General features: G+C 64.7%; 25 protein-coding genes. 17 read left to right on the plus strand and 8 right to left on the minus strand.

Translation table 11 applies throughout. The annotated features are described in order from the left end of the window. Window positions 1–3 precede the first annotated feature (3 nt). From EAH75_RS01660 to EAH75_RS01675, 4 genes are all read right to left on the minus strand, one after another. The gene (locus EAH75_RS01660; protein WP_140652940.1) at window positions 4–1,218 is read right to left on the minus strand and encodes an HlyD family efflux transporter periplasmic adaptor subunit; all 1,215 of its coding nucleotides are present in this window, start codon (window positions 1,216–1,218) and stop codon (window positions 4–6) included. After that, entirely contained in the window at window positions 1,205–2,695 is a 1,491-nt protein-coding gene (locus EAH75_RS01665; protein WP_140803896.1) for an efflux transporter outer membrane subunit, read from the minus strand. Before EAH75_RS01665 ends, EAH75_RS01660 begins: the two co-directional genes overlap by 14 nt. 11 nt (window positions 2,696–2,706) lie before the next feature. Further along, a complete protein-coding gene (locus EAH75_RS01670; protein WP_140803898.1) occupies window positions 2,707–3,231 on the minus strand; it encodes a MarR family winged helix-turn-helix transcriptional regulator in 525 nt (174 codons plus the stop codon). Window positions 3,232–3,329: 98 nt separating this feature from the next. Next, window positions 3,330–4,127: a TatD family hydrolase gene (locus tag EAH75_RS01675; protein ID WP_140803900.1), complete on the minus strand. Its 798-nt coding sequence runs from the start codon at window positions 4,125–4,127 to the stop codon at window positions 3,330–3,332. Between the two features lie 159 nt (window positions 4,128–4,286). On the opposite strand from EAH75_RS01675, the gene EAH75_RS01680 reads away from it, so the two are divergent. Together EAH75_RS01680 and EAH75_RS01685 are read left to right on the plus strand one after the other, a co-directional pair. Further along, window positions 4,287–4,874, plus strand: a complete 588-nt coding sequence (locus EAH75_RS01680) for a glycine zipper 2TM domain-containing protein (RefSeq protein ID WP_140803902.1) — start codon at window positions 4,287–4,289, stop codon at window positions 4,872–4,874. A gap of 29 nt (window positions 4,875–4,903) precedes the next feature. Continuing rightward, on the plus strand, window positions 4,904–5,401 hold the full coding sequence (locus tag EAH75_RS01685) for a glycine zipper 2TM domain-containing protein (protein ID WP_140803904.1): 498 nt from the start codon (window positions 4,904–4,906) through the stop codon (window positions 5,399–5,401). 100 nt (window positions 5,402–5,501) lie between these two features. Here the strand turns inward: EAH75_RS01685 and EAH75_RS01690 are convergent, their stop codons facing one another. Continuing rightward, complete coding sequence (locus tag EAH75_RS01690; RefSeq protein WP_241668856.1) at window positions 5,502–5,936, minus strand: cell wall hydrolase; 435 nt, start codon at window positions 5,934–5,936, stop codon at window positions 5,502–5,504. A gap of 472 nt (window positions 5,937–6,408) precedes the next feature. Further along, the gene (locus EAH75_RS01695; protein WP_241668857.1) at window positions 6,409–7,182 is read right to left on the minus strand and encodes a YgfZ/GcvT domain-containing protein; all 774 of its coding nucleotides are present in this window, start codon (window positions 7,180–7,182) and stop codon (window positions 6,409–6,411) included. A 162-nt stretch (window positions 7,183–7,344) separates the two neighbouring features. On the opposite strand from EAH75_RS01695, the gene EAH75_RS01700 reads away from it, so the two are divergent. The 15 genes from EAH75_RS01700 to lpxK all read left to right on the plus strand — a co-directional run bounded on the left by EAH75_RS01700 (window position 7,345) and on the right by lpxK (window position 20,600). Continuing rightward, a complete protein-coding gene (locus EAH75_RS01700) occupies window positions 7,345–7,512 on the plus strand; it encodes a DUF1674 domain-containing protein (RefSeq protein ID WP_140652954.1) in 168 nt (55 codons plus the stop codon). Between the two features lie 82 nt (window positions 7,513–7,594). Next, the gene (gene sdhC, locus EAH75_RS01705; protein WP_140652956.1) at window positions 7,595–7,990 is read left to right on the plus strand and encodes a succinate dehydrogenase, cytochrome b556 subunit; all 396 of its coding nucleotides are present in this window, start codon (window positions 7,595–7,597) and stop codon (window positions 7,988–7,990) included. Beyond that, window positions 7,987–8,391: a succinate dehydrogenase, hydrophobic membrane anchor protein gene (gene sdhD / locus EAH75_RS01710; RefSeq protein ID WP_140803909.1), complete on the plus strand. Its 405-nt coding sequence runs from the start codon at window positions 7,987–7,989 to the stop codon at window positions 8,389–8,391. The genes sdhC and sdhD overlap by 4 nt, the downstream gene beginning before the upstream one ends. Before the next feature lie 19 nt (window positions 8,392–8,410). Then, entirely contained in the window at window positions 8,411–10,198 is a 1,788-nt protein-coding gene (gene sdhA / locus EAH75_RS01715; RefSeq protein ID WP_140652961.1) for a succinate dehydrogenase flavoprotein subunit, read from the plus strand. 96 nt (window positions 10,199–10,294) lie between these two features. Beyond that, window positions 10,295–11,077: a succinate dehydrogenase iron-sulfur subunit gene (locus tag EAH75_RS01720; protein WP_140652963.1), complete on the plus strand. Its 783-nt coding sequence runs from the start codon at window positions 10,295–10,297 to the stop codon at window positions 11,075–11,077. Between the two features lie 36 nt (window positions 11,078–11,113). After that, on the plus strand, window positions 11,114–11,434 hold the full coding sequence (locus EAH75_RS01725) for a hypothetical protein (protein WP_140652965.1): 321 nt from the start codon (window positions 11,114–11,116) through the stop codon (window positions 11,432–11,434). Continuing rightward, entirely contained in the window at window positions 11,431–11,679 is a 249-nt protein-coding gene (locus EAH75_RS01730) for a succinate dehydrogenase assembly factor 2 (protein WP_140652967.1), read from the plus strand. Before EAH75_RS01725 ends, EAH75_RS01730 begins: the two co-directional genes overlap by 4 nt. Next, window positions 11,651–12,088 (plus strand): protein YgfX, encoded by a 438-nt coding sequence (locus EAH75_RS01735; protein WP_140803911.1) that lies wholly within the window; start codon window positions 11,651–11,653, stop codon window positions 12,086–12,088. The genes EAH75_RS01730 and EAH75_RS01735 overlap by 29 nt, the downstream gene beginning before the upstream one ends. Window positions 12,089–12,185: 97 nt before the next feature. Next, the gene (locus EAH75_RS01740; RefSeq protein ID WP_140803913.1) at window positions 12,186–13,427 is read left to right on the plus strand and encodes a lipoprotein-releasing ABC transporter permease subunit; all 1,242 of its coding nucleotides are present in this window, start codon (window positions 12,186–12,188) and stop codon (window positions 13,425–13,427) included. After that, window positions 13,420–14,148: a lipoprotein-releasing ABC transporter ATP-binding protein LolD gene (lolD, locus tag EAH75_RS01745; protein ID WP_140652973.1), complete on the plus strand. Its 729-nt coding sequence runs from the start codon at window positions 13,420–13,422 to the stop codon at window positions 14,146–14,148. The genes EAH75_RS01740 and lolD overlap by 8 nt, the downstream gene beginning before the upstream one ends. A gap of 155 nt (window positions 14,149–14,303) precedes the next feature. Beyond that, entirely contained in the window at window positions 14,304–16,613 is a 2,310-nt protein-coding gene (locus EAH75_RS01750; RefSeq protein WP_140652975.1) for a DNA internalization-related competence protein ComEC/Rec2, read from the plus strand. A gap of 102 nt (window positions 16,614–16,715) precedes the next feature. Beyond that, window positions 16,716–17,366 (plus strand): MotA/TolQ/ExbB proton channel family protein, encoded by a 651-nt coding sequence (locus EAH75_RS01755; RefSeq protein ID WP_140653103.1) that lies wholly within the window; start codon window positions 16,716–16,718, stop codon window positions 17,364–17,366. A 10-nt stretch (window positions 17,367–17,376) separates the two neighbouring features. Continuing rightward, window positions 17,377–17,808, plus strand: coding sequence for an ExbD/TolR family protein (locus EAH75_RS01760; RefSeq protein WP_140652976.1), 432 nt, complete (start codon window positions 17,377–17,379; stop codon window positions 17,806–17,808). Next, on the plus strand, window positions 17,805–19,589 hold the full coding sequence (msbA, locus tag EAH75_RS01765; protein WP_140652978.1) for a lipid A export permease/ATP-binding protein MsbA: 1,785 nt from the start codon (window positions 17,805–17,807) through the stop codon (window positions 19,587–19,589). Before EAH75_RS01760 ends, msbA begins: the two co-directional genes overlap by 4 nt. A 9-nt stretch (window positions 19,590–19,598) precedes the next feature. After that, the gene (lpxK, locus tag EAH75_RS01770; RefSeq protein ID WP_140652980.1) at window positions 19,599–20,600 is read left to right on the plus strand and encodes a tetraacyldisaccharide 4'-kinase; all 1,002 of its coding nucleotides are present in this window, start codon (window positions 19,599–19,601) and stop codon (window positions 20,598–20,600) included. On the opposite strand, the gene hutI is transcribed toward lpxK, so the two are convergent. Beyond that, entirely contained in the window at window positions 20,537–21,799 is a 1,263-nt protein-coding gene (hutI, locus tag EAH75_RS01775; RefSeq protein WP_140803915.1) for an imidazolonepropionase, read from the minus strand. The genes lpxK and hutI overlap by 64 nt on opposite strands. Window positions 21,800–21,824: 25 nt before the next feature. Further along, the gene (locus EAH75_RS01780; protein WP_140652984.1) at window positions 21,825–23,294 is read right to left on the minus strand and encodes a chloride channel protein; all 1,470 of its coding nucleotides are present in this window, start codon (window positions 23,292–23,294) and stop codon (window positions 21,825–21,827) included. Window positions 23,295–23,401: the final 107 nt, after the last annotated feature.

Genomic DNA, 23,401 nt, shown 5'->3' on the forward strand with positions numbered 1-23,401 from the left:
GATTCAGTTCGCGGCAGTGGCGTGGGACAGGTTGGCCTGAATGATGCGGTCGGCTTCCGCATCCGCCTTGCTGGCCATCTGGTCGTAGACGTCGGTTTGCGCCACCGGTGTGTGCACCGAGGTGTCGGCAAGCACGCGGCCCTGGTCATTGCGGATGTCCACCGTGACATCGGTGGACAGGCCGATACGCAGCGGATGCTTGTCCAGCTCCTTGTTGTCCAGCGCGATGCGCACGGGCACGCGTTGCACCACCTTGATCCAGTTGCCGGTGGCGTTCTGCGCCGGCAGCAGCGAGAACACGCTGCCGGTGCCGGCGCCCAGACCGATCACCTTGCCGTGATATTCCGCATCGCTGCCGTAGACGTCGGAGATAACCTTCGCTGGTTGGCCGATTCGGATATGGCGCAGCTGGCTTTCCTTGAAATTCGCATCGATCCAGAGATCGTGCAACGGCACTACGGTCATCAATTGCTGGCCGGCCGCAACGCTGTTGCCCAGTTGTACGCTGCGCTCGGCCACGTAGCCGGACACCGGTGCATAGATCGCGTTGCGCTGTGCGGCGACCCAGGCGGCGCGGAAGTTGGCGCGCGCCTGCAGCACCGCCGGGTTCTGCGCCACATCGGTGCCTTCGGTGGCTGCATGCGCGGCAGATGCCTGCGCCTCGGCCGCGGCCACAGCCGAACGCGCCTGCTCTACGCCATCGCGCAGGTGCTGCACGATCTCGGGCGATTCGGCGTGAGCGGCGATTAGCGGCAAGCGGCGCTTCAGATCGGCTTCGGCCTTTTTCAGGTCGAGCTTCGCGGCTACCACCTGGGCATCCGCACCGGTGGCTGAACTGGTCTGCTGACGCACGCCGCGCACGGCCTGGGCCAGCGCACTGCGCGCTTGCTGCAGGCGTGTCTCGCCATCGGTGCTGTCCAGCTTCACCAGTACCTGGCCGGCGTCGACGTGCTGGGTGTCGTCGGCGAGGATCGCCACCACCGTGCCCGGCACCTGCGCCGAGATCGCCACCTGGTTGCCACCGACATAAGCGTTGTCGGTTTTCTCGCGGGTGGAAAACACGAACAGCCACAGCAGGAACCAGACCAGGCCGGCGAGGATGAACGCACCGGCCACGATCAGCAGGACGCGGCGACGCTTGGCCGGGTCCTTGGCGGCCATGCCGCTCTCGTCGGCGTCATTGGCGACTTGCGACTTGTCGGATTCAGTGGCGCTCATGGTCGACGGCTCCGGCGGTAACAGAAGGGGAAGGGATTCGAGTGGTCACGTCAGCCGGCACAGGAGTGCGATAGCCGCCGCCGAGTGCCTTGATCAAGGCGAGGTCAGTGCTCAACGCCTGCGCCTGCAGCTGCGCTGCGGCATCGCGTTGTTGCAGCAGTTCGGCTTTCGCGCCGAGGCTTTCGCGGACATCGCGCACGCCCTGGCGCGCGCGCGCTTGCGCGCTGGCCAGCAGCTGCCGGTCGGCGTCGAGCTGCGTGTGCTGTTCGTGTTGACGGGCGGCGACCTGTTCGGCACTCAAGGCCTGGGTGGCCACCTCGCGCGCCGCGGTCAGCACGGTGCTGTTGTACTGCGCCACCGCTGCATCGAGCTGGGCCTTGCTGACGCCGTAGTTGGCCTCCAAAGCGCCGCCGTTGAAAATCGGCAGATGCAGTGCTGGGGTCAATGCAAACGTGCGGCTGCCGGGAGTGAGCAGCTTGCCCATGTCGATGCTGGACAAACCCGCCATCGCGCTGATGCTGATGTCGGGGAAGAACTCTGCACGTGCCGCATCGGTCTGCTTGAGCGCGGCTTCGACCTGCCAATGGCTGGCGGCGATGTCAGGTCGCCTCGCGATCAGGTCCAGCCCCGCATGGGGTGGCACGCCACGCTCGACCGCTGGCAGCGGCAGTGCCTTGAGTTCCGGCAATTGCGCCGGTGCCACGCCGAGCAGCGAGGCGAGCGCGACGTGGCGGATCTTTGCCGAGCCGTCGAGTGCCACGCGCATCTCGCGCACACCGGCCAGCTGCGCGCGGGCCTTCTGGGCCTCGTCCGGCAAATCGATGCCCTGCTGCACACGCAACTCGGCGATATGCGTCAACTGCTGCTGCGTGGCGAGCAGTTGGTCGGTCAACTGCAGGCGTGCCTGATCGGCCTGCCAGCCAAAGTAGGTATCGGCCACGGCGTACTGGATCGCCAATGCAGCGGCACTGCGCTGCGCCTCGGCAGCGTGAGCCTGATCCAGCGCTGCTTCCACTGTCGCGCGCTTCTTGCCCCACCAGTCGAAGTCGTATTGCAGCTGCACCCCGAGGTCGGCCTGGTTGTACCAGGTGAAACCAAGGAACTTGCTGGGGATCAGACCATGTTCGCTCATCCGCGTGCGTGTTACCTGCGCGCTACCGTTGATCGACAGCCCGAGCTGCGCGGCGGCGAGTCGTGCGGACTGGTCAGCGTTCTGCACGCGACTTTGCGCCAAGGCAAGATCTGGCGACTGCCGCATGGCGCGATCCATCAGATCATTCAGCTGCGGGTCGTCGTATTGCCGCCACCACTGCGTTGCTGGCCAGCCGGCACGTGCCGGAGCCTGCAGGCCGGCCAGCGGAACGTCGTCACGCAGCACCGGCGCACCGAGTTTTGCCGGTGCGACCGCGCAGGCGGCCAACACCAGCGTGATCGCCACGGCCAGCGCCGTGCGGCCACGTAGCAGGGCATGCTTCATCGGGGCTTCCTTCATGGATGAGTGGCTTCGCTCAACTGGTCGAGGTTATGGGCCAGCTTGCGCAGCAAACGGCTGAGGTTGCGTTTGTCGCCGTCGCTGAAGTCCGCGAACATGGTGGCGACGCGGGGAAACATCGGCGGCAGCATTTTCTGCACGAAACGTCGGCCGGCCGGGGTGATTCGGATCAGCACGCGCCGGCGATCCTCTTCGCTGGCGCCGCGAGTGATCAGTCCACGCTTGACCAACGCGTTGGCGATGCGGGTCATGTTGGTGGCGCCCTGGCTGGCGTATTCACACAGTTCGCCTGGCGTCGAACTGCCGTCGGGGCGGCTGTACAGGATCATCAACGTGAGAAATTCGCTGTGATTGAGCTTGTGCGGCTTCAGCTTGAACTCGAGTTCGCCTTCGAGGCTGGCGCCGACCATCAGCATCAGCCGGCACAGCCGGGCCTCGGCGGCGGGCATCTGCGGGATGATCTGGCTCACCCGTCCGATGCCCTCGTCCATCATCTCGATGCAGTTCGTCAGATGCGCCATTTCACCAAGTCATATTTCACCAATGAAATAAAAGATAACAAGCGCTGGCCGTTGTGCGCAAGTGGCAGTGAACGATGGTGTGACTGAAGCGGACGTGTTCAGCTGTCGCGTCGATTCAGCGCGAACAGGCGGCGCGCGTTGGCGCTAGTGGCGGCGGCGACACGCGCTTCCGGTTCGCCGCGCAATGCCGCAATGCATTGCAGAACATCGGCGATTCGTGCCGGCTCGTTGCGTTCGCCCCGGTGGGCTGCATCGGGTTGATCGGGCGCGTCGCTTTCCAGCAAAAGGAATTCGATCGGCATTTGCGCCACGATGCGTCGCAGCCGTTGCGCGCGCGGGTAGGTTACCGGCCCGCCGATGCCCAGATGAAAGCCGATGTCCCACAGATGCTGCGCCTGCTGCTCGCTACCCGAGAAACTGTGCACCACGCCGCGCAATCCGCCGGTTCGGCGCAAGGTCAGGCTCACTTCCTCCAGCGCGCCGCGTGCATGCACGATCACTGGCAGATCCCGCTGGCGTGCCAACTGCAGTTGACGCTGGAAGAAATCCCGCTGCAGTTCGCGATCGAGGCCTTCCACATGGAAATCCAGGCCGATCTCGCCAACGGCGACGGCGTTCTCCTCATCGAGCCATGAAGACAGCGCGTCCACATGTGCGGGTACATGCTTGCCGAGAAACATCGGATGCAGCCCGAAGGCTGGATGCAGGCGAGTGTGTTTCGCGCAGAGCGCCTTGATGCGTGGCCAACTCTCGGCATCCACGCCAGGCACGATCATGGCCTCGACGCCGGCTTGGTCGGCGCGTTCGATCACCGCGTCGCGGTCGATGGCGAACGCCGCGTCATCGAGATGGACGTGGCTGTCGATCAATCCGGGCGTGCTGTGTTTTTCGTGCACTGGCAGAGAGTTCCGGAACGTGGGCGTGAAGATAATGTAACGACTGCGAGCTAGCTCCGATTCAGTTGGATACCGGTTCAATGGCGACGCAAATCTTTGCGCGGGCGCAGGTTCGCGCCAGGCAGCACCAGCAGCATACAAACAGAGGAGAGGAACGTGATGAACAGATTGATGGTCAATGTACTCAATGTCGCTATTGCTGCAGCGCTCGCGACCGGCTTGGCCGCGTGCAACCGCAATGCGGATGCGGGCACTTCCAATGGCAGTGCGGCGCTTGATTCGGGTAGCAGTGCGGACGCCGGGGCCAAATATGCCAAGGTCGTCAGTGTCGATCCGGTGCGTTCGACCGCGAACAATCCACGCGAGGTCTGCCACGACGAGACGGTGACGCATACCGCCCCGCCGAAGGATCAGCATCGGATCGCCGGAACTGCCATCGGTGCCGTGGTCGGCGGTCTGGTCGGCAATCAGGTGGGCGGCGGCAAGGGCAAGACCCTGGCCACGGTGGCCGGCGCGGTCGGCGGCGGCTATGCGGGCAATCGCATCGAGGCCAGCCGGCAGCATGCCCAGGTGACTACCTCGGTGGAGCGCAAGTGCAGCACCGTCAACAACACCAGCAGCAAGATCGTTGCCTATGACGTGCGCTACGTCTACAACGGAGTGACCCGCACGGTGCGCATGGATCACGATCCGGGCGATCGGGTGCAGGTGCAGGAAGGTGTGACAGCTGTGTCCGACGCTCGCTGAACTGGCCCATTGAAAAGGAAATAACCCCCATGAACGCACTGAATGGAAAGTTTGCCCTGACTGCCGCGATGACGGCAGGGCTCGCCCTCGCCGGTTGCGCCACTGCGCCCTACGGTAACAGCGGCAACTACAACCGTGGCTATCAGGGACAGCAGAATGGCTACGGCAATCAGAACACGCGCTGCCAGAGCTGCGGAGTGGTGCAGGAAGTTCAGCAGGTCTACATCGACGGCGGCAATGGCAACGGCGGTACGCTCGGAGCGATCATCGGTGCGGTAGCCGGCGGCGTGCTGGGCAACCAGGTCGGCAAGGGCGATGGCCGCAAGGCCGCCACGGTGGCTGGTGCGGTAGCTGGTGGCGTGGTCGGTAATCAGGTCGGCAAGCGCAGCGGCGGGAGCAGTACGGCCTGGCGCATCGTCGTGCGGCTGGACAACGGTCAGTATGCCACCGTCACCCAGCGTGAAAACCCCAGTCTTCGCAATGGCGACTATGTCGAGGTCCGTGGCGATCAGGTTTACGCACGTTGATTTGATGTGGATGTATAGACGTCTATTTATATGGACGTCCAGAAACATGAAAGGCCCTCATTTGAGGGCCTTTCATGTTTCTCGTGCTTAGAATCGCGAGTCAGTTGACCGCGTAGAACGCGTGTTCGCCGATGGTGACGCTGGGGCGATTTCGCGACCAGATCGGGGAGATCGCGGTCGTGGCAAAGTGATCGGCGCGTGGCACGAGCATGTGACGCTGTGCCAGCGGCAGTTGCCAGTTGTGGATTGACCTGCCGGCCACCTGCCAGGCCTTGTTGAAGGCCTCGAGATTGTTGATGTCGAACGAGCCGGGAGTCGTGGTGGTCGCGAATTGATGTGGAGCTGTCACGACCTTGCACACGGTGCTGCCCCAGCGCCCGCGGTCGCGTCGGCGTAGCGCTACTTCTGCCACGGCAAGCTGGCCGTTGACCGATTCGCTGCGTGCTTCCAGGTAGACGGTGGTGGCCAGGCAAGCCTGGTCTGCGACGGGTTGCGGCATCAGGGACGTCAGCCACAACAGCATGGAAAGTTTCATGGTTCTGCCTCCAGCGTGCTGTACGCGCAAAACTTAAGAAGCAAGCTTTGTGCGCCGTTGCGGTGGACGGGCGGGCAGGCCGTTCCACCTGGATCTATCGCCATGACCGAAACTTGTGGTCAGGCGCTTTGCCACGGGATTGTGGCGGTACGAGCGGCGGTTTGATGCCGATCGGGATTGGATGTTGCATTGGCGTTGCGCGTGCCGGTATCGGCCGTGTTGCCTGCAACTACTGCTGCGCACTCGTTGGATGCGAGGCGGTATGCCATCCGGCCATTGCTGCCGGGTCGCGCCGATTCGGATTCTTCCGGTTCGTCGCGTACTTCGACACCCCTTGTTCCGGATGTCGCGATATTCGATCGGCGGAGCCTAGTGGCGGAATCTGCCGCTGACAAGTGCCGAGGCGTCGAGGTTTAACCCATGCTCACAATTGGTAGACATTGTCATAACGAATTGATGCTCGAGGTGTCGTTCATGCGGGCCACGACGTGCCGAGATGTATCACGAGATTGTCGTTGAGCGAAGCCAGCCGTCTGCCGTCTGCCTGTGCGGCAATGTCATCACTCAATACGACGAGTGCCTCGACGCAATCATCGGTGGTGGCGACGTCGAGCACGCAACCGACTTCACGATCATCATGGCGCAGCACGTCACCAGCACGTGCTGGTTGCGACAATGTGACGCTGTGCAGATGTCGTTTGTGTCCGTTGCGAAAATGCAGCCGGGCGACGATCTCCTGGCCTGGATAGCAGCCCTTGTCGACGGCGACTGCCTGCAGGTGCTGCAACGATAGTGCCGCCGGCAGCAACTCATTCAATACCTGAGTCGGCAGCCACGGCCAGCCCGCACGCAGTTGCAGCGGTTGCCAAGTGGTGTCGCCGGTTCCTGCTGCGATGATTCGCAAGCTGTGCGTGCCGCAACCAAGCACGAGTGCTTCGGCCTCATCGCTGATCGCGTGCATCGGCAACGCCGGGCCGGTTGCAAGGGTGCGCGGCGGCAGTGCCGTCAGCGTGAGTTTCGAGCGGAACACGAAACGTCGCAGCGCATCGACCATCGTCGCAGCGCTGCCGCCACGCAGCAGCAGCATGTAGCGATCATCGGCGAGTCGCAGGAGATGAAACAATGCGCGCACGCGACCTTGCGGATCGAGCCATGCACTGAACTGCCACTGGCCAGTGGCGAGCGGGTTGACCTTGCTGCTGAACTGCGCATGTGCAAACGCCCTCGCGTCAGCGCCTTCGATCAACAGGGTTTCCGCGGAATATGATGTCGGCATAGGCGTAGCAGGATTGGGGCGGCAGACAGACAGCGCAAGGTTGGGTGGCGGAAGCAGCGGCAGCGTGGTCGGTCACCGTCGAGGTTGTGCTGCTTTGCCGCAAGTATTAACCTTTGCGGGCTTACAAAAACCATGTCCGATACCTTCTCCTCAGCCGAATCCACACCTGCTTCCGTTCATACGGAAGCTGTTGCCGTGCCGGTGAGCCAGGTGCAGGACAAGGCGCCGGAACCTCGACCGGCGCCTGATCCCACCCGCTACGGCGACTGGGAAAAGAACGGGCGTTGCATCGACTTCTGAACGGCCGCGACGGCGCTCGTCGCCGATGGCAGACAGGGGCAGGTGCGGCATGAGATCAGCGATTCCACTCAGAGTAGCCGCCATGGCAGACACGCAACGACCGCTCTCTCCGCATCTTCAGGTCTACAGGTGGCAAGTGCAGATGGTGAGTTCCATCCTGCATCGTGCCACCGGCATCGCGCTGGCTGTCGGCAGTCTGCTGGTGGTGTGCGGGCTGTTGCACCTGGCGGCGGGCGAAGAGAGCTTCAACTACTTCAAGAGTCTCATCGGCAGCCCGGTCGGGCTGGTGTTGCTGGTTGGCTGGAGTTGGGCGCTGTTCTATCACCTGTGCAATGGCATCCGTCATCTGGTCCAGGATGTGGGGCTCGGTTACGGCATTCCCCAGTTCGTGCGTTCGAGCTGGCTGTCGGTGGCCGGCAGCATCGTGCTCACCGTGCTGGTGTGGGCTTATGTATTGACGCCCGGAGGTGCGGCATGAGCGCGAAGGACGTCGTCGTGAAAGATCGACGCAACCCGCTGAAAGTTGCCCGCGGCCTGGGTTCATCCCAGTCCGGAGTGGGTCACTGGTGGACCCAGCGGCTCACTGCTGTCGCGCTGGTGCTGCTGGGCGTGTGGTTTGTCGTTACCGTGCTGTGCCTGCTGCATGCCGACTACGCCACCGCTCGCGCCACCGTCGCCAAACCATGGAACGCACTGCTGCTGATCGCGTTCGTGCTCACCATGTTCTGGCATGCCGTGCTTGGCCTGCAGGTGGTGATCGAGGACTACGTACATGTCCGCTGGAAGGAAGTCGTCCTGCTGGTGGCGATCAAGTTCCTCGCGGTGCTGGGCGCGCTGGCAAGCGTGCTGGCCGTGCTGCGCATTGCGCTGACCCCATAAGACGCGAGGCCGAGATTTCATGGAAAGCTACAAGGTTCAGCAACATCTGTATGACGTGATCGTGGTCGGCGCCGGCGGTGCAGGCTTGCGTGCCACCTTCGGTCTGGCCGAGAAAGGCCTCAAGGCGGCCTGCATCACCAAGGTATTCCCGACCCGCTCGCACACGGTGGCGGCGCAGGGCGGCATTTCCGCCGCGCTCGGCAACATGGGCGAGGACGACTGGCGCTTCCATTTCTACGACACCGTCAAGGGTTCCGACTGGCTCGGCGACCAGGACGCGATCGAATACATGTGCCGCGAAGCGATTCCCTCGATCATCGAGCTGGAACACTACGGCGTGCCGTTCTCGCGCACCGACGAAGGCAAGATCTACCAGCGCCCGTTCGGCGGCATGACCACGCACTACGGCAAAGGCACCGCACAGCGCACCTGCGCCGCGGCCGACCGCACCGGTCACGCGATCCTGCACACGCTGTATCAGCAGGCGCTGGCGCATGACGCCACGTTCTTCATCGAATACTTTGCGATCGACCTGATTTTCGATGCGGACGGCGTATGCCGCGGCGTGCTCGCGCTCGACATGAACGAGGGCACCCTGCATTTCTTCCGTGGTCATGCGGTGGTGATGGCGACTGGCGGCTACGGACGCGCTTACTTCAGCGCCACTTCGGCACATACCTGCACCGGCGACGGTGGCGGCATGGTGCTGCGCGCGGGCCTGGCTTTGCAGGACATGGAGTTTGTGCAGTTCCATCCCACCGGCATTTATGGTGCCGGTTGCCTGATCACCGAAGGCGTACGCGGCGAAGGCGGCTACCTCACCAACTCCGAGGGCGAGCGCTTCATGGAGCGTTATGCGCCCAGCGCAAAGGATCTGGCCTCGCGCGACGTGGTCAGCCGTGCGATGACGCTGGAAATCCGCGAAGGTCGCGGCGTCGGCGAGCACAAGGACCATATCTACATCAACCTGATGCACCTCGGCCCCGACGTGATCAACGAGCGCCTGCCGGGCATCGCCGAATCGGCGCGCATCTTCGCGGGCGTGGACGTGACCAAGGAGCCGATCCCGGTCATTCCGACCGTGCACTACAACATGGGTGGCATACCCACCAACTATCACGGCGAAGTGGTGCAAAAGCGCGGCGACGACGTCGACGCGGTGGTGCCGGGTCTGTTCGCGATCGGCGAGGCGGCCTGTGTCTCGGTGCACGGTGCCAATCGCCTGGGTTCCAACTCGCTGCTTGATCTGGTGGTGTTCGGCCGGGCCGTGGCACATCGCTGCGCCGAGCTGATCAAGCCGGAAACAGCGCACAAGGACCTGCCGGCCAACGTGCTGGACAAGGCACTGGCCCGCTTCGACGGGCTGCGCAATGCCAATGGCAGCAAGCCGACCGCACAGATCCGCCTGGAAATGCAGCGCACGATGCAGAGCGATGCGGCAGTGTTCCGCACCGGCAAGACGCTGAAGGAAGGCTGCGAAAAAATCTCTGCCGTGCGTGAATCGTTCAAGGATGTCCGCGTCAGCGATCGTTCGCTGGTGTGGAACTCCGACCTGATCGAAACGTTGGAGCTGGCCAATCTGCTGGATCAGGCCGTCGCCACCATGCATTCGGCCGAGCAGCGCCCGGAAAGTCGTGGTGGGCATGCGCGCGAGGATTTCCCCGAACGCGACGACGTCAACTGGATGAAACACACGCTGGTATGGGTCGACGAGACCGGAAAGTCGCGCTTCGATTCCCGTCCCGTGCACATGAATCCGATGACCGACGAGGTCAAGGCCGTGCCGCCGGCGAAACGCGTCTATTGATGCCGCACGGCGGCTGCGTCCGCCACGTGGCAGTTGCATCATTGGTTGTACGGTCGGGGCGCAAGCCCTCCTGCAGAAAGTTGAAGGGTTCAGCACATGGCAGAGTTTTCGCTACCGAAGAATTCCAAGATCCAGCCGGGCAAGCACTACCCGGCCAAGGATGCGAAGAAGCCGCGTACCTTCCGCATCTATCGCTGGTCGCCGGATGACGGGCAGAACCCGCGCATCGACACTTACGAGGTCGATCTGGCCGCGTGCGGCCCTATGGTTCTGGACGCATTGCTGAAGATCAAGAACGAGATCGATCCCACGTTGACGCTGCGCCGCTCCTGTCGCGAGGGCATCTGCGGTTCGTGCGCGATGAACATCGACGGCACCAACACACTGGCCTGCACCCGCGCGATCAGCGAGTGCGCGTCTGGCGACGTGAAGATCTACCCGCTGCCGCACATGCCGGTGGTGAAGGATCTGGTCCCGGACCTGACCCATTTCTACGCACAGTTCGCGTCGATCAAGCCGTGGATCCGCACGCAGAGCCCGGTACCGAATCGCGAGCGGCTACAGTCGCCGGAAGAGCGCAAGAAGCTCGACGGCCTGTACGAATGCATCCTGTGCGCCTGTTGCTCGACCAGTTGCCCGAGCTACTGGTGGAACGGCGACAAGTATCTCGGTCCGGCGATTCTGCTGCAGGCCTATCGCTGGATCGTCGACTCGCGCGATGAAGCCACCGGCGAGCGTCTGGACGACCTGGAAGATCCATTCAAGCTGTATCGCTGCCACACCATCATGAACTGCACGCGCACTTGCCCGAAGGGTCTCAATCCGGCCAAGGCGATCGCCGAGATCAAGAAGCTGATGGTGGAGCGACGTTCGGCGTAAGCTGCGGCAATTCCCTCGTTGGTAAGGATGCTCGCGATGTTCAACTTGCTTTCCCTGCCGCGCGCATCCTGGAAAGCCCGACTGGTTTTCACGCTCCTGTCGGCCATGGTGATCAGCGGGATGGTGCAGCAGTGGCCACACCGCCACGACGACCTGGCGATCGCGCGATGGATTGCGTGGTTCTTCATCGTCATTGGTGTTTACTATTTGCCACGCATGTTGGCGGTCGTGATATTCGGCCGGTTACCGAAGATATATGCCGGACTGTTGCGTGGTTGGAACAAGACGCTGCCGCAGATTCATGCCGATATTGCGCGTGAGCAGCAGGAGCAGCGCGAACGGTCGCGTGAGCTTTGAACGACGCCCGCATCAAGCGTCTGCGCTGGCGCACCCGCCGCGGTACCCGCGAACTGGATGCGTTGTTCGGCGGCTGGCTGGACGAATGTTTTGCCAGCGTGGACGAAGCGCAACAGCAGGCGTTCGACGAACTGCTCGACGTACAGGATCCGGATCTGTGGGACTGGGTGATGGGCCATGCCCGTCCCGAGCGGGCAGACTGGCAGGCGATCATCGATGACATCCGCGCCCGCCATCGGCTTTGAATATCGACCGTCGCGACTGTTGCCGCGAGGGTTGATCATTGTCGCTGCCCTGGCTGTCCTGGCCGTGATGTCATGCGCGCTGGAGCCCTGGCTGAAATTGTTGCTGGTGGTGGCCGCACTGGCGGCAACGTGGCATTCGGTTCGCCGGTTGGCCACCAACCCGATAGCGGCAGCAGGCTGGAGCGCCGACAACGCCTGGACATTGCGCCTGCTCGATCACGAGGACGTGCCTGCCACGCTGGCCTCGTTCCGCGTACTCGGCGCGTTCGTGCTGTTACGTCTGCAGACGGCGGAGCGCGGCGCGCAGATAGTGCTGCTGGCGCCCGACAACAGCGACGCCGACATCCGCCGCCGCGTGCGCATGCGGCTGGCCACGATGCAACCGGACGAGGCTGTGCCGCGCCTGTGACCGACCGGCAACTTCGCCGGCACAGCGCGGTCTGATCGAATACCTGATAATGGACGACCGGGCGGCTAGCCCTGCGATCCCCACAAGCGACCCGCCCATGTTCCGACCGCTCGAACTTTTCATCGGCCTGCGCTACACCCGCGCCAAGCGGCGCAACCAGTTCATCTCCTTCATCTCCACCGTCTCGATCGTATGCATCGCGATCAGCGTGATCGCGCTGATCACGGTGATGTCGGTGATGAACGGTTTCGACTACCAGATGCGTTCGCGCATTCTCGGCGCGATCTCGCATGCAACCGTCTCAGGCGTCGGCGAAAGCGTGCAGGACTGGCCGCGCGCGTTGAAGATGGCCGAGGCGAATCCGCACGTGCTGGGCGCCGCGCCGTACGTCGAATCCGAGGCGATGTTGCTGGCGCGTCGTTCCAGTGGCGCGCTGGTGCGTGGCATCGAGCCGGAGCAGGAACCCAAGGTCGTCGACATCGGCAAGCACATGCTCGATGGCAAGCTCGCTGAGCTGACCCCGGGCAGCTGGAATATCGTGCTGGGTCGCGAGCTGGCGATGACGCTGGGGGTCAGTGTCGGCGACCGGGTGACCATGGCGGTGCAGCAGCTGCGCGGATCACCGCTGGGCAGCGTCCCGCGGATGCGCAGCTTCCATGTGGTGGGCACGTTCGAGCTGGGCATGGAGCAATTCGACTCGGGCCTGGCGCTGGTCAACATGAGCGATGCCGAGAAACTCAATGACCTGAGCGGCCCCACTGGCATCCGGCTGCGCCTGGACGACCTGTTCAACGCGCGCCCGGTCGCCACCGAGTTGGCCGATCAGCTGGGTCAGATCTATCGGGTGCAGACCTGGATGGATACCAACGCGAATCTGTTCGCCGCGCTGTCGATGGAAAAGATGGTGATGTTCATCATCCTGTCGCTGATCATCCTGGTCGCGGTGATCAACCTGATCTCGATGCTGATGATGCTGGTCACCGACAAGCAGGCCGACATCGCGATCTTGCGTACGCTGGGCGCCACGCCGCGCAGCATCATGGGCATGTTCATGGTGCAGGGCGTGCTGGTGGGCTTTGTCGGGATCGGCTTCGGCGTGGGCTTCGGCTCGCTGCTGTCGTGGAAACTGCCGGGCATCATCAAGTGGATCGAGCACACCTTCCACGTCACCTTCCTGTCGCCGGACGTCTATTACATCAGCGAGGTGCCGAGCCGGCTGGACTGGCATGACGTGGGCTGGGTCGCGTTGCTGACCTTCACCTTCTCGCTGCTCGCAACCCTCTATCCCGCGTGGCGCGCCTCGCGCACGCAGCCGGCGCAGGCGCTGCGCTATGAATAAGACCGCCATGAATCCGACCGCTACCAATCAAATCGGCGAAAACGTGCTGCGCGCCAGCCACGTCGCCAAGACCTACGACGAAGGCGGCCTGCGCACCGACGTGCTCAGCGACGTCAGCTTCACCCTGAAGCGCGGCGAGACGATGGCGATCGTTGGCGCGTCCGGCTCAGGCAAGAGCACGCTGCTGCACATCATCGGCGGGCTCGACACGCTGACTGCCGGTGAAGTGGAAGTGGACGGCCGGGTGCTGTCGAAACTCTCCGATGCCGAACGCGGTCGCGTGCGCAATCGCTCACTCGGCTTCATCTACCAGTTCCACCACCTGCTGCCGGAGTTCACCGCGCTGGAGAACGTGTGCATGCCGCTGCTGATCCGCGGCACCGCCATCGCCGAGGCGCAGCAGCAAGCCACCGTTCTGCTGGAGCGGGTTGGCCTGGGCGGCCGCACGCATCACAAGCCGTCCGAGCTGTCCGGTGGCGAGCGCCAGCGCTGCGCGGTGGCGCGGGCGCTGGTGACCAAGCCGGCCTGCGTGCTCGGCGACGAACCCACCGGCAACCTCGACGAAGGCAACGCCGCGCAGGTCTATGCGCTGATGCTGGAACTCAACCGCGAGATCGGCACCAGCTTCATCCTGGTCACTCACGACACCCGTCTGGCTGCGAAGATGGACCGCACCCTGGTGCTGCACAACGGCGTGCTGCAGGAAAGCCCGAAGCACTGAGGCACGCCGCTTCCTGCGCCTCTCCCATGCGCAGGGACACGCTGCTCTGGAGCTTCGACGTGATGTACGGGCGCAGGCCTACGCATCTTTCATCCACGCCGCCGCATTCGTCACGTTAGGCTCGAACTCGTCCAGGACGGAACGAGGCGCGAGGGATGGCACGAACGACAATGCCCGCGGCAATCACGGCAGCGTCGGCGTTGCTGGCTGGCGTCCTGCTGGTGCAGTGGTTGGCCAAGTTGCCGCCGCCCTGGTGCCTGGGCTTGTTGCTGCTGGTCGTTGCCTTGTTGGCCTGGCGTTGTCCGCGCTGGCGCTGGCTGGCCTGCCTTCTGTTCGGTATGGTCTGGGCGGCATGGCGCGGTGGGGCGGCGATGGAAGCACGACTGCCGCGCACATTGGAAGGCCGTGATCTTGTCGTCATCGGCACAATGGCCGATCTGCCGCTGACGCGCACGGATGCCAGCCGTTTTACCCTGCGGGTGGAGCAGGCCACGCTGGATGACGGGCCGGTTGCACTGCACGGCGAGATCACGGTGTCGTGGTACGAAGGGGCGCCCGTTCTGCAACCCTGCACGCGCTGGCACCTCTTGCTGCGGTTGAAACGACCGCGCGGCCTGCTCGATCCCGGCAGCGCCGACAGCGAGCGTTCGGCGCTGGAGCGCGGCATTGTCGCCACCGGTTATGTGCGCGACGACGACGCCAACGAGCTTCTGGCGGGGCCGCACTGGTGCGTCGATGGCGTGCGCGATGCGGTGGCTCGGGGTATCGCGGCACGCGTGCATGACCCGCATGATGCGGCGTTGCTGCAGGCGTTCTCGGTCGGCGATACGCGCGGCTTGACGCCGCGCGACTGGGAGATCGCCCGCGCGAACGGGGTGTCACATCTGATCGCGATCTCCGGTTTCCATGTCGGCGTGGCCGCGATCTTCGGCGTCTGGCTGGCGATGCTGGGCCATGCGCTGTGGCCGCGGCTGGGACTGTGGCTGCCGCGACCACAGTCCCAGGCGGCGGCCGCGTTGCTGGTGGCCGCCGCCTACAGTGCGCTGGCTGGCTTCGGGCTGCCCACGGTGCGCACCCTGCTGATGATCGCCGTGGTGGCGCTGGCGCGTTGCAGTCGGCGCGGCAGCAGCGGCGCGCAGTCGCTGGCGCTGGCGATGATCGCGATCCTGCTGGTCGATCCGCTGGCGGTGCTGGCGGCGGGTTTCTGGTTGTCGTTCGTCGGAGTGGCGTTCCTGATGCTCTGCTTGCAGGCGCGCGGACGTGGGTTGCGCGCTTTTTTGCATGAGCTGACAGCCGGGCAGCTGGTGATGACGGTGGCGCTGCTGCCGCTGAGCCTATGGTTTTTCGGGCAGGCCTCGCTGGTGGGTGCGCTGTCCAATCTGATCGCAGTGCCGCTAGTCAGTTTCGTGATCGTGCCGTGCGCATTGTCCGGCATGCTGTTGCTGGGCTTGTGCCCGCCGCTGGCCACGCCCGTGCTGTGGCTGGCCGCGCGAATCGCGCATGCGCAATGGTGGCTGCTGGAGCAGATGGCGAGCTGGCCCGGTGCGCACTGGTATCTGCCGACGCTGCAGCCGCTTGCGTTGCTGCTGGCCCTGCTCGGTGCGTTGTGGCTGTTCCTGCCGCGCGGGGTGCCGTTGCGCTGGCTGGGCCTGCTGCTGTTCCTGCCGCTGCTGTGGCCGCCGCGCCAGCCGTTGCAGGAGGGTGCCTTCCGGGTCTGGGTGCTGGACGTGGGGCAGGGATTGTCGGTGTTGCTGCGCACCCGCGACCATGCGCTGCTGTATGACGCCGGCGCACGCTATCCGTCGGGTTTCGATCTGGGCGATGCGGTGGTGTTGCCTGCGATCCATGCGCTGGGCATTACCCGCCTGGACATGCTGATGATCAGCCATGGCGACAACGATCATGCCGGCGGTGCGGAAACGGTGGCGAACGCATTTCCGCAGGCGTCACGCTATGCCGGCGAACCCGCGCGCATGCGCATCCCGATGCATCAATGCATGACCGGCCAATCGTGGGAATGGGACGGTGTGTATTTTCGCGTACTCAACCCGGGCCGCGGCAAGGGTGATCGGGACAACGACAGTTCCTGCGTGCTGCTGGTGGAAAGCCGCGGCGGACGCCTCCTGCTGACCGGCGACGTCAGCTCGACGGTGGAGCCGCAGGTGGCGGCGGCGCTAGGCCCGGGGCCGCCGCCGATCCTGCTGGTGCCGCACCACGGCAGCAAGACTTCGTCCAGCATGGAGTTCATCGCCGCCGTTCGGCCTTCACTGGCGCTGGTGTCGGCCGGTTGGCACAACCGCTTCGGCCATCCAAAGCCGGAGGTGCTGGCACGCTATGGAGCGGCGCGCATACCGGTATTCAATACCGCGGAGCAGGGCGCCATCCCGCTGGAGTTTCCCGCTGGCGCGCCGCCGCGACGTGAGCCTGGCTGGCGACTGCAGCAGCCACGCTACTGGCGCGAATGAGTGGGAGAATGCCACTCGTGCCGCAGTACAGCAGGATGAGACTGCTATCATGCGCGCTTCTTGTCCGGTAGCGCGGTGGGTCGAAAAGTGCTGGAAATCCTGATGGCTGGTGGCTGGGCGATGGTGCCCATCCTGATCTGTTCGGCGGTTGCCCTGGCAATCGTGCTGGAACGTTGCTGGACGCTGCGCCGCAAGTCGGTCCTGCCACCCGGCCTGACCGACGAGGTGCGTCAGTGGGCGCGCGCCGGGCAGCTCGATCCGGGCCACCTCGAAAATCTGGCCAACGGTTCGCCGCTGGGTGAATTGCTGGCTGCCGCACTGGCTGTGCGCAGGCAGCCGCGCGAGCTGATCAAGGAGCGCATCGAGGACACCGGCCGGCATGTCATTCATCGGATGGAACGCTATCTCAACACGCTGGGCACGATCGCCCTGATCGGTCCATTGCTGGGCCTGTTCGGCACCGTGATCGGCCTGATCCGCATGTTCATGGAAGTGATGGCCGGCGGCATCGGTGACCCCGCCAAGATGGCCGGCGGCATCGGCGAGGCGCTGATTTGCACCGCGTCGGGCCTGACCGTGGCGATTCCGGCGTATGTGCTGCATCGTTATTTCCGCTCGCGCGTGGCCGGCTATTGCGTGGAGATGGAGAAGCAGGCCACTGCCTTGCTCGACGACCTGACCCTGGCACCCGCTGCGGCGGCACCGGTACGGCCACGGCGCACGCCGGTGCCGACCACGCCGGGCGCGGGCTGAGCGCGCACCGATGCGTATCGGCAACGACCGCCGTCAGGACGATTTCGAGATCAACGTGATTCCGTTGATCGACGTGCTGCTGACCCTGCTGATGTTCTTCGTGCTGACCAGTACGTTCATCCAGCATTCGCGCCTGCAGGTAACGCTGCCGCAGGCAAGCACGCAGGACCGCGACATGAACGCTCCGGCGCTGACCATCATGATCGACCGCGACGGTCGCTTCTACGTGGGCAGCGATGAAGTGCTGGGCGAGGGCATCGAGCCACTCAAGCAGACCATTGCACGCAATGCCGGTGCCGACCGCGAGCGCCAGGTGACGATCCGCGCCGATGCGATGACGCCGCACCAGGACGTGGTCACTGCGATGGATGCGCTGGGCCAGCTCGGTTTCACCCGGTTGTCGATCGCCACCACGCCGAGCAAACCAGGCAGCCAGCCGTGAGCAGCCAGAAAGCCGGCGTCTGGGATGCGGAGAGCTGGCGCGTCTACCGCCGCCTGCTCGGCTACACCCGACGCTATTGGGCGATCGGACTCGTCACCCTGGTCGGCATGGCAGTCGATGGCGGTGGCCTGGTGGTGTTCACCAAGCTGCTGCAGCCGCTGATCGATCAGTTGTTCGCGAAGAAGGATCCGTACCTGATCTTCTGGATGCCGATCTGGATCATCATGATCTTTGCCGTGCGTGGCGTGGGTACCTTCATCAGCAGCTACGGCATTGCCTATATCGGCCGCAACGTGGTGCAGGTGATGCAGCGCGATGTGTTCGGCGCCTACCTGCGCCTGCCGGCCGCGTTTTTCGGGGCCGAGGCGTCCGGTCACCAGGTCTCGCGCATCACCTATACCAGCGAGCAGGTGGCCTCGGCCTCCACTGACGCGGTGAAGATCGTGGTGACCGAAGGCGTCACCGTTGTCGGCAGCCTGTACGTGATGCTGTACTACAGCCCATACCTGACCATGGCGCTGTTGATCATGGTGCCGGCGATCGCGTTGATCGCCACCGTGGTCAGCCGGCGCTACCGGCAGATCAGCCGGCGCATCCAGGGCATGATGGGTTCGGTCACCGGCACCGTGGAGGAATCGGTCGGGGCGCATCGCGAGGTCCGCATCTACGGCGGCCAGTTGCACGAATCCACGCGCTTCGATGAGATCACGCAGCGCGCCAAGCGGCTCAATCTGAAGATCGCCGCCACCAATGCTTCGTCGAGCACCGCGATCCAGACCGTCGCCGCCTGCGCGCTGGCGGCGCTGGTCTACCTGGGCACGCGGCCGTCGGTGATCGACAGCATCTCGCCCGGCGTGTTCGTCGCGGTGCTGACCGCCATGGGCACCATGATGCCGTCGCTGAAACGGCTCACCACCGTACAGGCGAACATCCAGCGTGGCCTGTCTGCCGCCACCGATCTGTTCGAGATCATCGACATGCCGGCGGAGACCGATACGGGCTCTCAAGAGATCACCCGCACGCGCGGCGACATCCGTTTCGAAGACATCCGCATGATCTATCCGCGCGGGGAGTTCGAGGCCTTGCGTGGCGTGGATCTGCATTGCGCGCCCGGCACCGTGACGGCCTTGGTCGGCCGGTCTGGCAGCGGCAAGAGCAGCCTGGTCAGCCTGTTGCCGCGTTTCTACGCGCCGAGCTCCGGCCGCATCGTGCTGGATGGCGAGGACTATCAGGAATACACCCTGCGCTCGCTGCGCCGGCAGATCGCGTGGGTTGGACAGAGCGTGGTGTTGTTCGACGACACGGTAGCCAACAACATCGCCTACGGCGAACTGGCCGGATCCAGCGAAGCGGACATCATCGCAGCCGCCGAGGCAGCCAATGCGATGGAGTTCATCGCGCGCATGCCGCAGGGCATCCACACGCAGATCGGCCAGAGCGGCAACATGCTTTCCGGCGGTCAGCGCCAGCGCCTCGCGATTGCCCGCGCGATCCTCAAGAATGCGCCGATCCTGGTGCTGGACGAGGCCACCAGTGCGCTGGACACCGAATCCGAACGATTGATCCAGCAGGCGCTGCAGCGGCTGATGAAAGATCGCACCACGCTGGTCATCGCGCATCGCCTGTCCACCGTCGAAGGTGCCGACCAGATCGCCGTGATGGATCAGGGCCGCATCGTCGAGCGTGGCACGCATGCCGAATTGATCGCGCTGGGCGGGCACTACGCCGCGCTGCACCGCATGCAGTTCCACGACCTCGCGCTCGATCAGTCCGGCGACTGAGGAGCATCCATGGCGCTGATCGGCACGCTCGAATCAGCCTGGTACGGCGCCGGCCGCTCACCGTGGTGGACGTGGCCGCTGGCGACGCTGTACGGCGGAGTGATCCGTCTGCGCACTACGCTCTACCGTATCGGCTGGCTGCACAGCGCACGGCTGCCGATACCGGTTGTCGTGATCGGCAACCTCAGTGTGGGCGGCACCGGCAAGACGCCGCTGACGATCGCCGTGGTCGATGCATTGCGCGCGCGGGGTTACCGGCCCGGTGTGGTCAGTCGCGGTTACGGCGGCAGTCAGCGCGAACCCCTGCTGCTGGACGATGCGCCGGACCCTGCCCGCGTTGGCGACGAACCCTGCCTGATCCACGCCAGCGGCGCGCCGGTGGCCGTGGGCCGCGATCGACCGGCGGCAGCGCGGTTGCTGCTCGGTGCTGGCTGCAATGTAGTGATCGCGGATGATGGTTTGCAGCACTACGCGCTGGCCCGCGACGTGGAAATCTGCGTGATCGATGGCGTGCGCCGTTTCGGCAATCGGCGGCTGTTGCCGGCCGGGCCGCTGCGCGAGCCGCTGGGTCGATTGCGGCGGGTGGATTTTCGGGTCTGCAACGGCGGGGTTCCTGCCGATGGCGAATACCCCATGCAGTTGCATGGCGGCGAGGTGGCGGGCTTGTGCGATGGTCGCCACCAGCCGCTCGCGAATTTTGCAGGCCAGCGGGCTCACGCCGTCGCGGCGATCGGCAATCCGTCGCGCTTCTTCGCCAGCCTGCGCGCCGCGGGTATCGAGGTGATCGAGCATGCGTTCGCCGACCACCATGCCTTTGCAGCGGACGAACTGGATTTTGGCGATCAGCTGCCCCTGCTGATGACCGACAAGGACGCGGTCAAATGCCGTCGCTTCGCCCAGCCGCACTGGTGGCGGGTGCCGGTGCAGGCGGATTTGCCGGCAGCATTTTACGAGGCGCTGGGCGAGCGTCTTGAAGGCTTGCGCCGCGAGACGAGTTCGCCAGCCACGTAAACCTTGCGAGCCAGACTGCCGCCGATCCAGTAGCACAGTTCAGCCGGCCGGCGCGCATTCCACACCACCAGATCGGCTCGCTGGCCGGCCGTCAACGTGCCGCGATCGCCCAGCCCCAGCGCGCGAGCCGCGTTGACGGTGACGCCGCGCAGTGCTTCCTCCGGGGTCAGCCGGAACAGCGTGCAGGCCATGCCGGCGGCCAGTCGCAGCGACAGCAGCGGCGAGGTGCCGGGATTGCAGTCGGTGGCGACCGCGATCGGTACATGATGTTCGCGCAACAGCGCGACAGGCGGCAGCTTCGTTTCGCGCAGCGCATAGAACGCGCCGGGCAGCAGCACCGCGACGGTACCTGCGCCAGCCATCGCCCGGAGGCCGGACTCGCTGAGGTGCTCCAGATGATCGGCGGACAAGCCGCCGTACTCGGCAACCAGCGCGGCACCATCCAGATCGGACAACTGCTCGGCATGCAGTTTCACCGGCAGGCCGAGCTGTCTCGCGCGCTCGAACAGGCGCCGGGTTTCCTCGCGAGTGAAGCCGATGCCTTCGCAGAACGCATCGACCGCATCGACCAGGCCCTCGGCGGCGAGCGCCGGCAGCATGTCGTCGCAGACCAGCGCCACGTAATCGGCACGACGATCGCTGTATTCCGGCGGCAGCGCATGCAGGCCGAGGAAACTGGTGCGCACGCTGATGCCCAGCTCACGACCAAGCCGGCGCGCCACGCGCAACATGCGCCGCTCGCTTTCAAGATCCAGCCCGTAGCCGGATTTGATCTCCAGCGTGGTCACGCCATCGGCCAGCAGCGCGCGTGCGCGCTGCTGCGATTGCGCGAACAGCTGCTCCTCGCTGGCGGCGCGGGTGGCGTTGACGCTGGATACGATGCCGCCGCCGGCGCGGGCGATCTCCTCGTAACTGGCGCCATTGAGGCGCAGATCGAATTCGTGCGCACGATCGCCGCCGAACACCAGATGGGTATGGCAGTCGATCAGCCCCGGCGTAACCAGCGCGCCATCGAGCGATTCGACCGCGCCGGCCAACATGTCCGGCGCGTCCGGCAAGGTCTCCATGCGCCCGATCCATGCGATGCGCCCGTGATGCAGCGCGATTGCGCCGCGCTCGATCAAGCCGTACGGCGCGTCACCGGCAAAGGTGGCGAGTGTGGCATTCAGCAGCAGTCGATCCCAGCGTGTTTCGCTCATGTCTGCACTGACTCCCGGATGGTGCTCATGGTCGGTTGATGGGGCGAGTATCGGCCGGAGCGGCGGATTCGTCGAACGCGCTGGTGCGGCCTGCCGGTAGCAGCGACTCGTCTCGTTCGCCGTCCGGGTCCCCGGCCGGCGGCTGGCTGGCTTGCTGGCGTTCGAAATCCTGCACCATGCGTTCGGCGAAATCCCGATATACCGGGGTTGGACAGAACAACGATGCCGCCGCGCGGGCGAGCAGGCAGGCGGCCATGATCGGGATCACCATGTCCTGGTTGTTGGTCAGCTCCATCGCAATCACCGCCGAGGTTAGCGGCGCGCCAGTGACACCGGCCAGATATGCGCTCATGCCCAGCAGCACCACCGCCGCGACAGGTGCACCGGGCAGGAAGTGCGCGATGTTCTGGCCGAGGCCGGCACCGACCGCCAGCGCCGGTGAAAAGATGCCGCCCGGGATCCCCGCCCAGTACGACACCACGTTGGCCAGCAGTTTCTCGATGCCGAAACCCTGGCCGGGCATGCTGGCAGTGCCTTGCACAATCGCGCGCGCCTGGTCGTAGCCGGTGCCGTAGATGGTGCTGTGCGAACCCATGCCCAGCAGCGCCAGCGCCAGCCCGCAACCCACCGCGAACAGCACGGGTTGGCGCGCGCGCAGGCCACCGATCAAAGCCAGCGGGCCGTGCCGGTTGAGCAGGATCAATCGCGCGAACAGGCCACCCAACAGGCCACAGATGACGCCGGTCAGCAGCACGGCGAGCCACGCGTGTCCCAGCGGCAGGCTGGCCTGCACTTCGCCGAAGTAGGAGTAATTGCCCATGATGCCCAGCGACACCACGCCGCCGATGATCACGGCGGTCAGCAGCAGGCCGCTGAAGCGATGCTCGAACGTGCCGGCCAGCTCCTCGATGGCGAACACCACGCCGGCCAGCGGCGTATTGAACGCTGCCGCGATGCCGGCCGCACCGCCGGCAAGGATGAAGCGCGAAGCCGCCTTGGGATCGTCGAAGCCGAAGCGTCGGGCCATCGAATAGAACAATGCGGCGCCGACATGCACGGTCGGTCCTTCGCGACCGATCGATGCACCCACGGTCAGTGCAATCAGGGTCAGCACCATCTTGCCGGCTGCGATCGGCAACGACAGCATGCGCGCGCGAAAGCTTTCGTTCTCGATATGCAGCGTGCCGATCACCTGCGGAATGCCGCTGCCGCGCGTGGCGCGCAGGCGTCCTTCGGTAACCCACGCCAGCAGGCCGAACACCACCGGAGTCAGGATCAGCGGAATCCAGCTGCCATGGCTGAGGACACGCAGGAACAGCTGGTACGACCAGACACTGGCCTTGGCAAACAGGATCGCCGCCAGCGCCACCAGCACCGCACCGAACCACAGCACGAGGCGGCGCTTCCAGTGATGCGGCGCGAAAAACTGATGGCCGAGCAATGCCTGCAGGCGAGGGTTTGTCGACTTCGATGCGGGCTCGGGCAAATCGGACATTACGCAATTATCGCAGACCCCGCCGACAGGATGGATTGTGGGAGCGCCTTCAGTCGCGATGCTCTTTCTTAGGGGCTAAAAAGCAGCAGCATCGCGACTGAAGTCGC

Origin of the sequence: Rhodanobacter glycinis (assembly GCF_006438785.1) — a bacterium.
GTDB lineage: Bacteria > Pseudomonadota > Gammaproteobacteria > Xanthomonadales > Rhodanobacteraceae > Rhodanobacter > Rhodanobacter glycinis_A.

Coding starts and splice junctions, on each gene's coding strand:
- EAH75_RS01660 (WP_140652940.1), bottom strand. CDS start 1,218: ATGAGCGCCACTGAATCCGACAAGTCGCAAGTCGCCAATGACGCCGAC.
- EAH75_RS01665 (WP_140803896.1), bottom strand. CDS start 2,695: ATGAAGCATGCCCTGCTACGTGGCCGCACGGCGCTGGCCGTGGCGATC.
- EAH75_RS01670 (WP_140803898.1), bottom strand. CDS start 3,231: ATGGCGCATCTGACGAACTGCATCGAGATGATGGACGAGGGCATCGGA.
- EAH75_RS01680 (WP_140803902.1), top strand. CDS start 4,287: ATGAACAGATTGATGGTCAATGTACTCAATGTCGCTATTGCTGCAGCG.
- EAH75_RS01685 (WP_140803904.1), top strand. CDS start 4,904: ATGAACGCACTGAATGGAAAGTTTGCCCTGACTGCCGCGATGACGGCA.
- EAH75_RS01690 (WP_241668856.1), bottom strand. CDS start 5,936: ATGAAACTTTCCATGCTGTTGTGGCTGACGTCCCTGATGCCGCAACCC.
- EAH75_RS01700 (WP_140652954.1), top strand. CDS start 7,345: ATGTCCGATACCTTCTCCTCAGCCGAATCCACACCTGCTTCCGTTCAT.
- sdhC (WP_140652956.1), top strand. CDS start 7,595: ATGGCAGACACGCAACGACCGCTCTCTCCGCATCTTCAGGTCTACAGG.
- sdhD (WP_140803909.1), top strand. CDS start 7,987: ATGAGCGCGAAGGACGTCGTCGTGAAAGATCGACGCAACCCGCTGAAA.
- sdhA (WP_140652961.1), top strand. CDS start 8,411: ATGGAAAGCTACAAGGTTCAGCAACATCTGTATGACGTGATCGTGGTC.
- EAH75_RS01720 (WP_140652963.1), top strand. CDS start 10,295: ATGGCAGAGTTTTCGCTACCGAAGAATTCCAAGATCCAGCCGGGCAAG.
- EAH75_RS01725 (WP_140652965.1), top strand. CDS start 11,114: ATGTTCAACTTGCTTTCCCTGCCGCGCGCATCCTGGAAAGCCCGACTG.
- EAH75_RS01735 (WP_140803911.1), top strand. CDS start 11,651: ATGACATCCGCGCCCGCCATCGGCTTTGAATATCGACCGTCGCGACTG.
- EAH75_RS01740 (WP_140803913.1), top strand. CDS start 12,186: ATGTTCCGACCGCTCGAACTTTTCATCGGCCTGCGCTACACCCGCGCC.
- lolD (WP_140652973.1), top strand. CDS start 13,420: ATGAATAAGACCGCCATGAATCCGACCGCTACCAATCAAATCGGCGAA.
- EAH75_RS01750 (WP_140652975.1), top strand. CDS start 14,304: ATGGCACGAACGACAATGCCCGCGGCAATCACGGCAGCGTCGGCGTTG.
- EAH75_RS01755 (WP_140653103.1), top strand. CDS start 16,716: ATGGCTGGTGGCTGGGCGATGGTGCCCATCCTGATCTGTTCGGCGGTT.
- EAH75_RS01760 (WP_140652976.1), top strand. CDS start 17,377: ATGCGTATCGGCAACGACCGCCGTCAGGACGATTTCGAGATCAACGTG.
- lpxK (WP_140652980.1), top strand. CDS start 19,599: ATGGCGCTGATCGGCACGCTCGAATCAGCCTGGTACGGCGCCGGCCGC.
- hutI (WP_140803915.1), bottom strand. CDS start 21,799: ATGAGCGAAACACGCTGGGATCGACTGCTGCTGAATGCCACACTCGCC.
- EAH75_RS01780 (WP_140652984.1), bottom strand. CDS start 23,294: ATGTCCGATTTGCCCGAGCCCGCATCGAAGTCGACAAACCCTCGCCTG.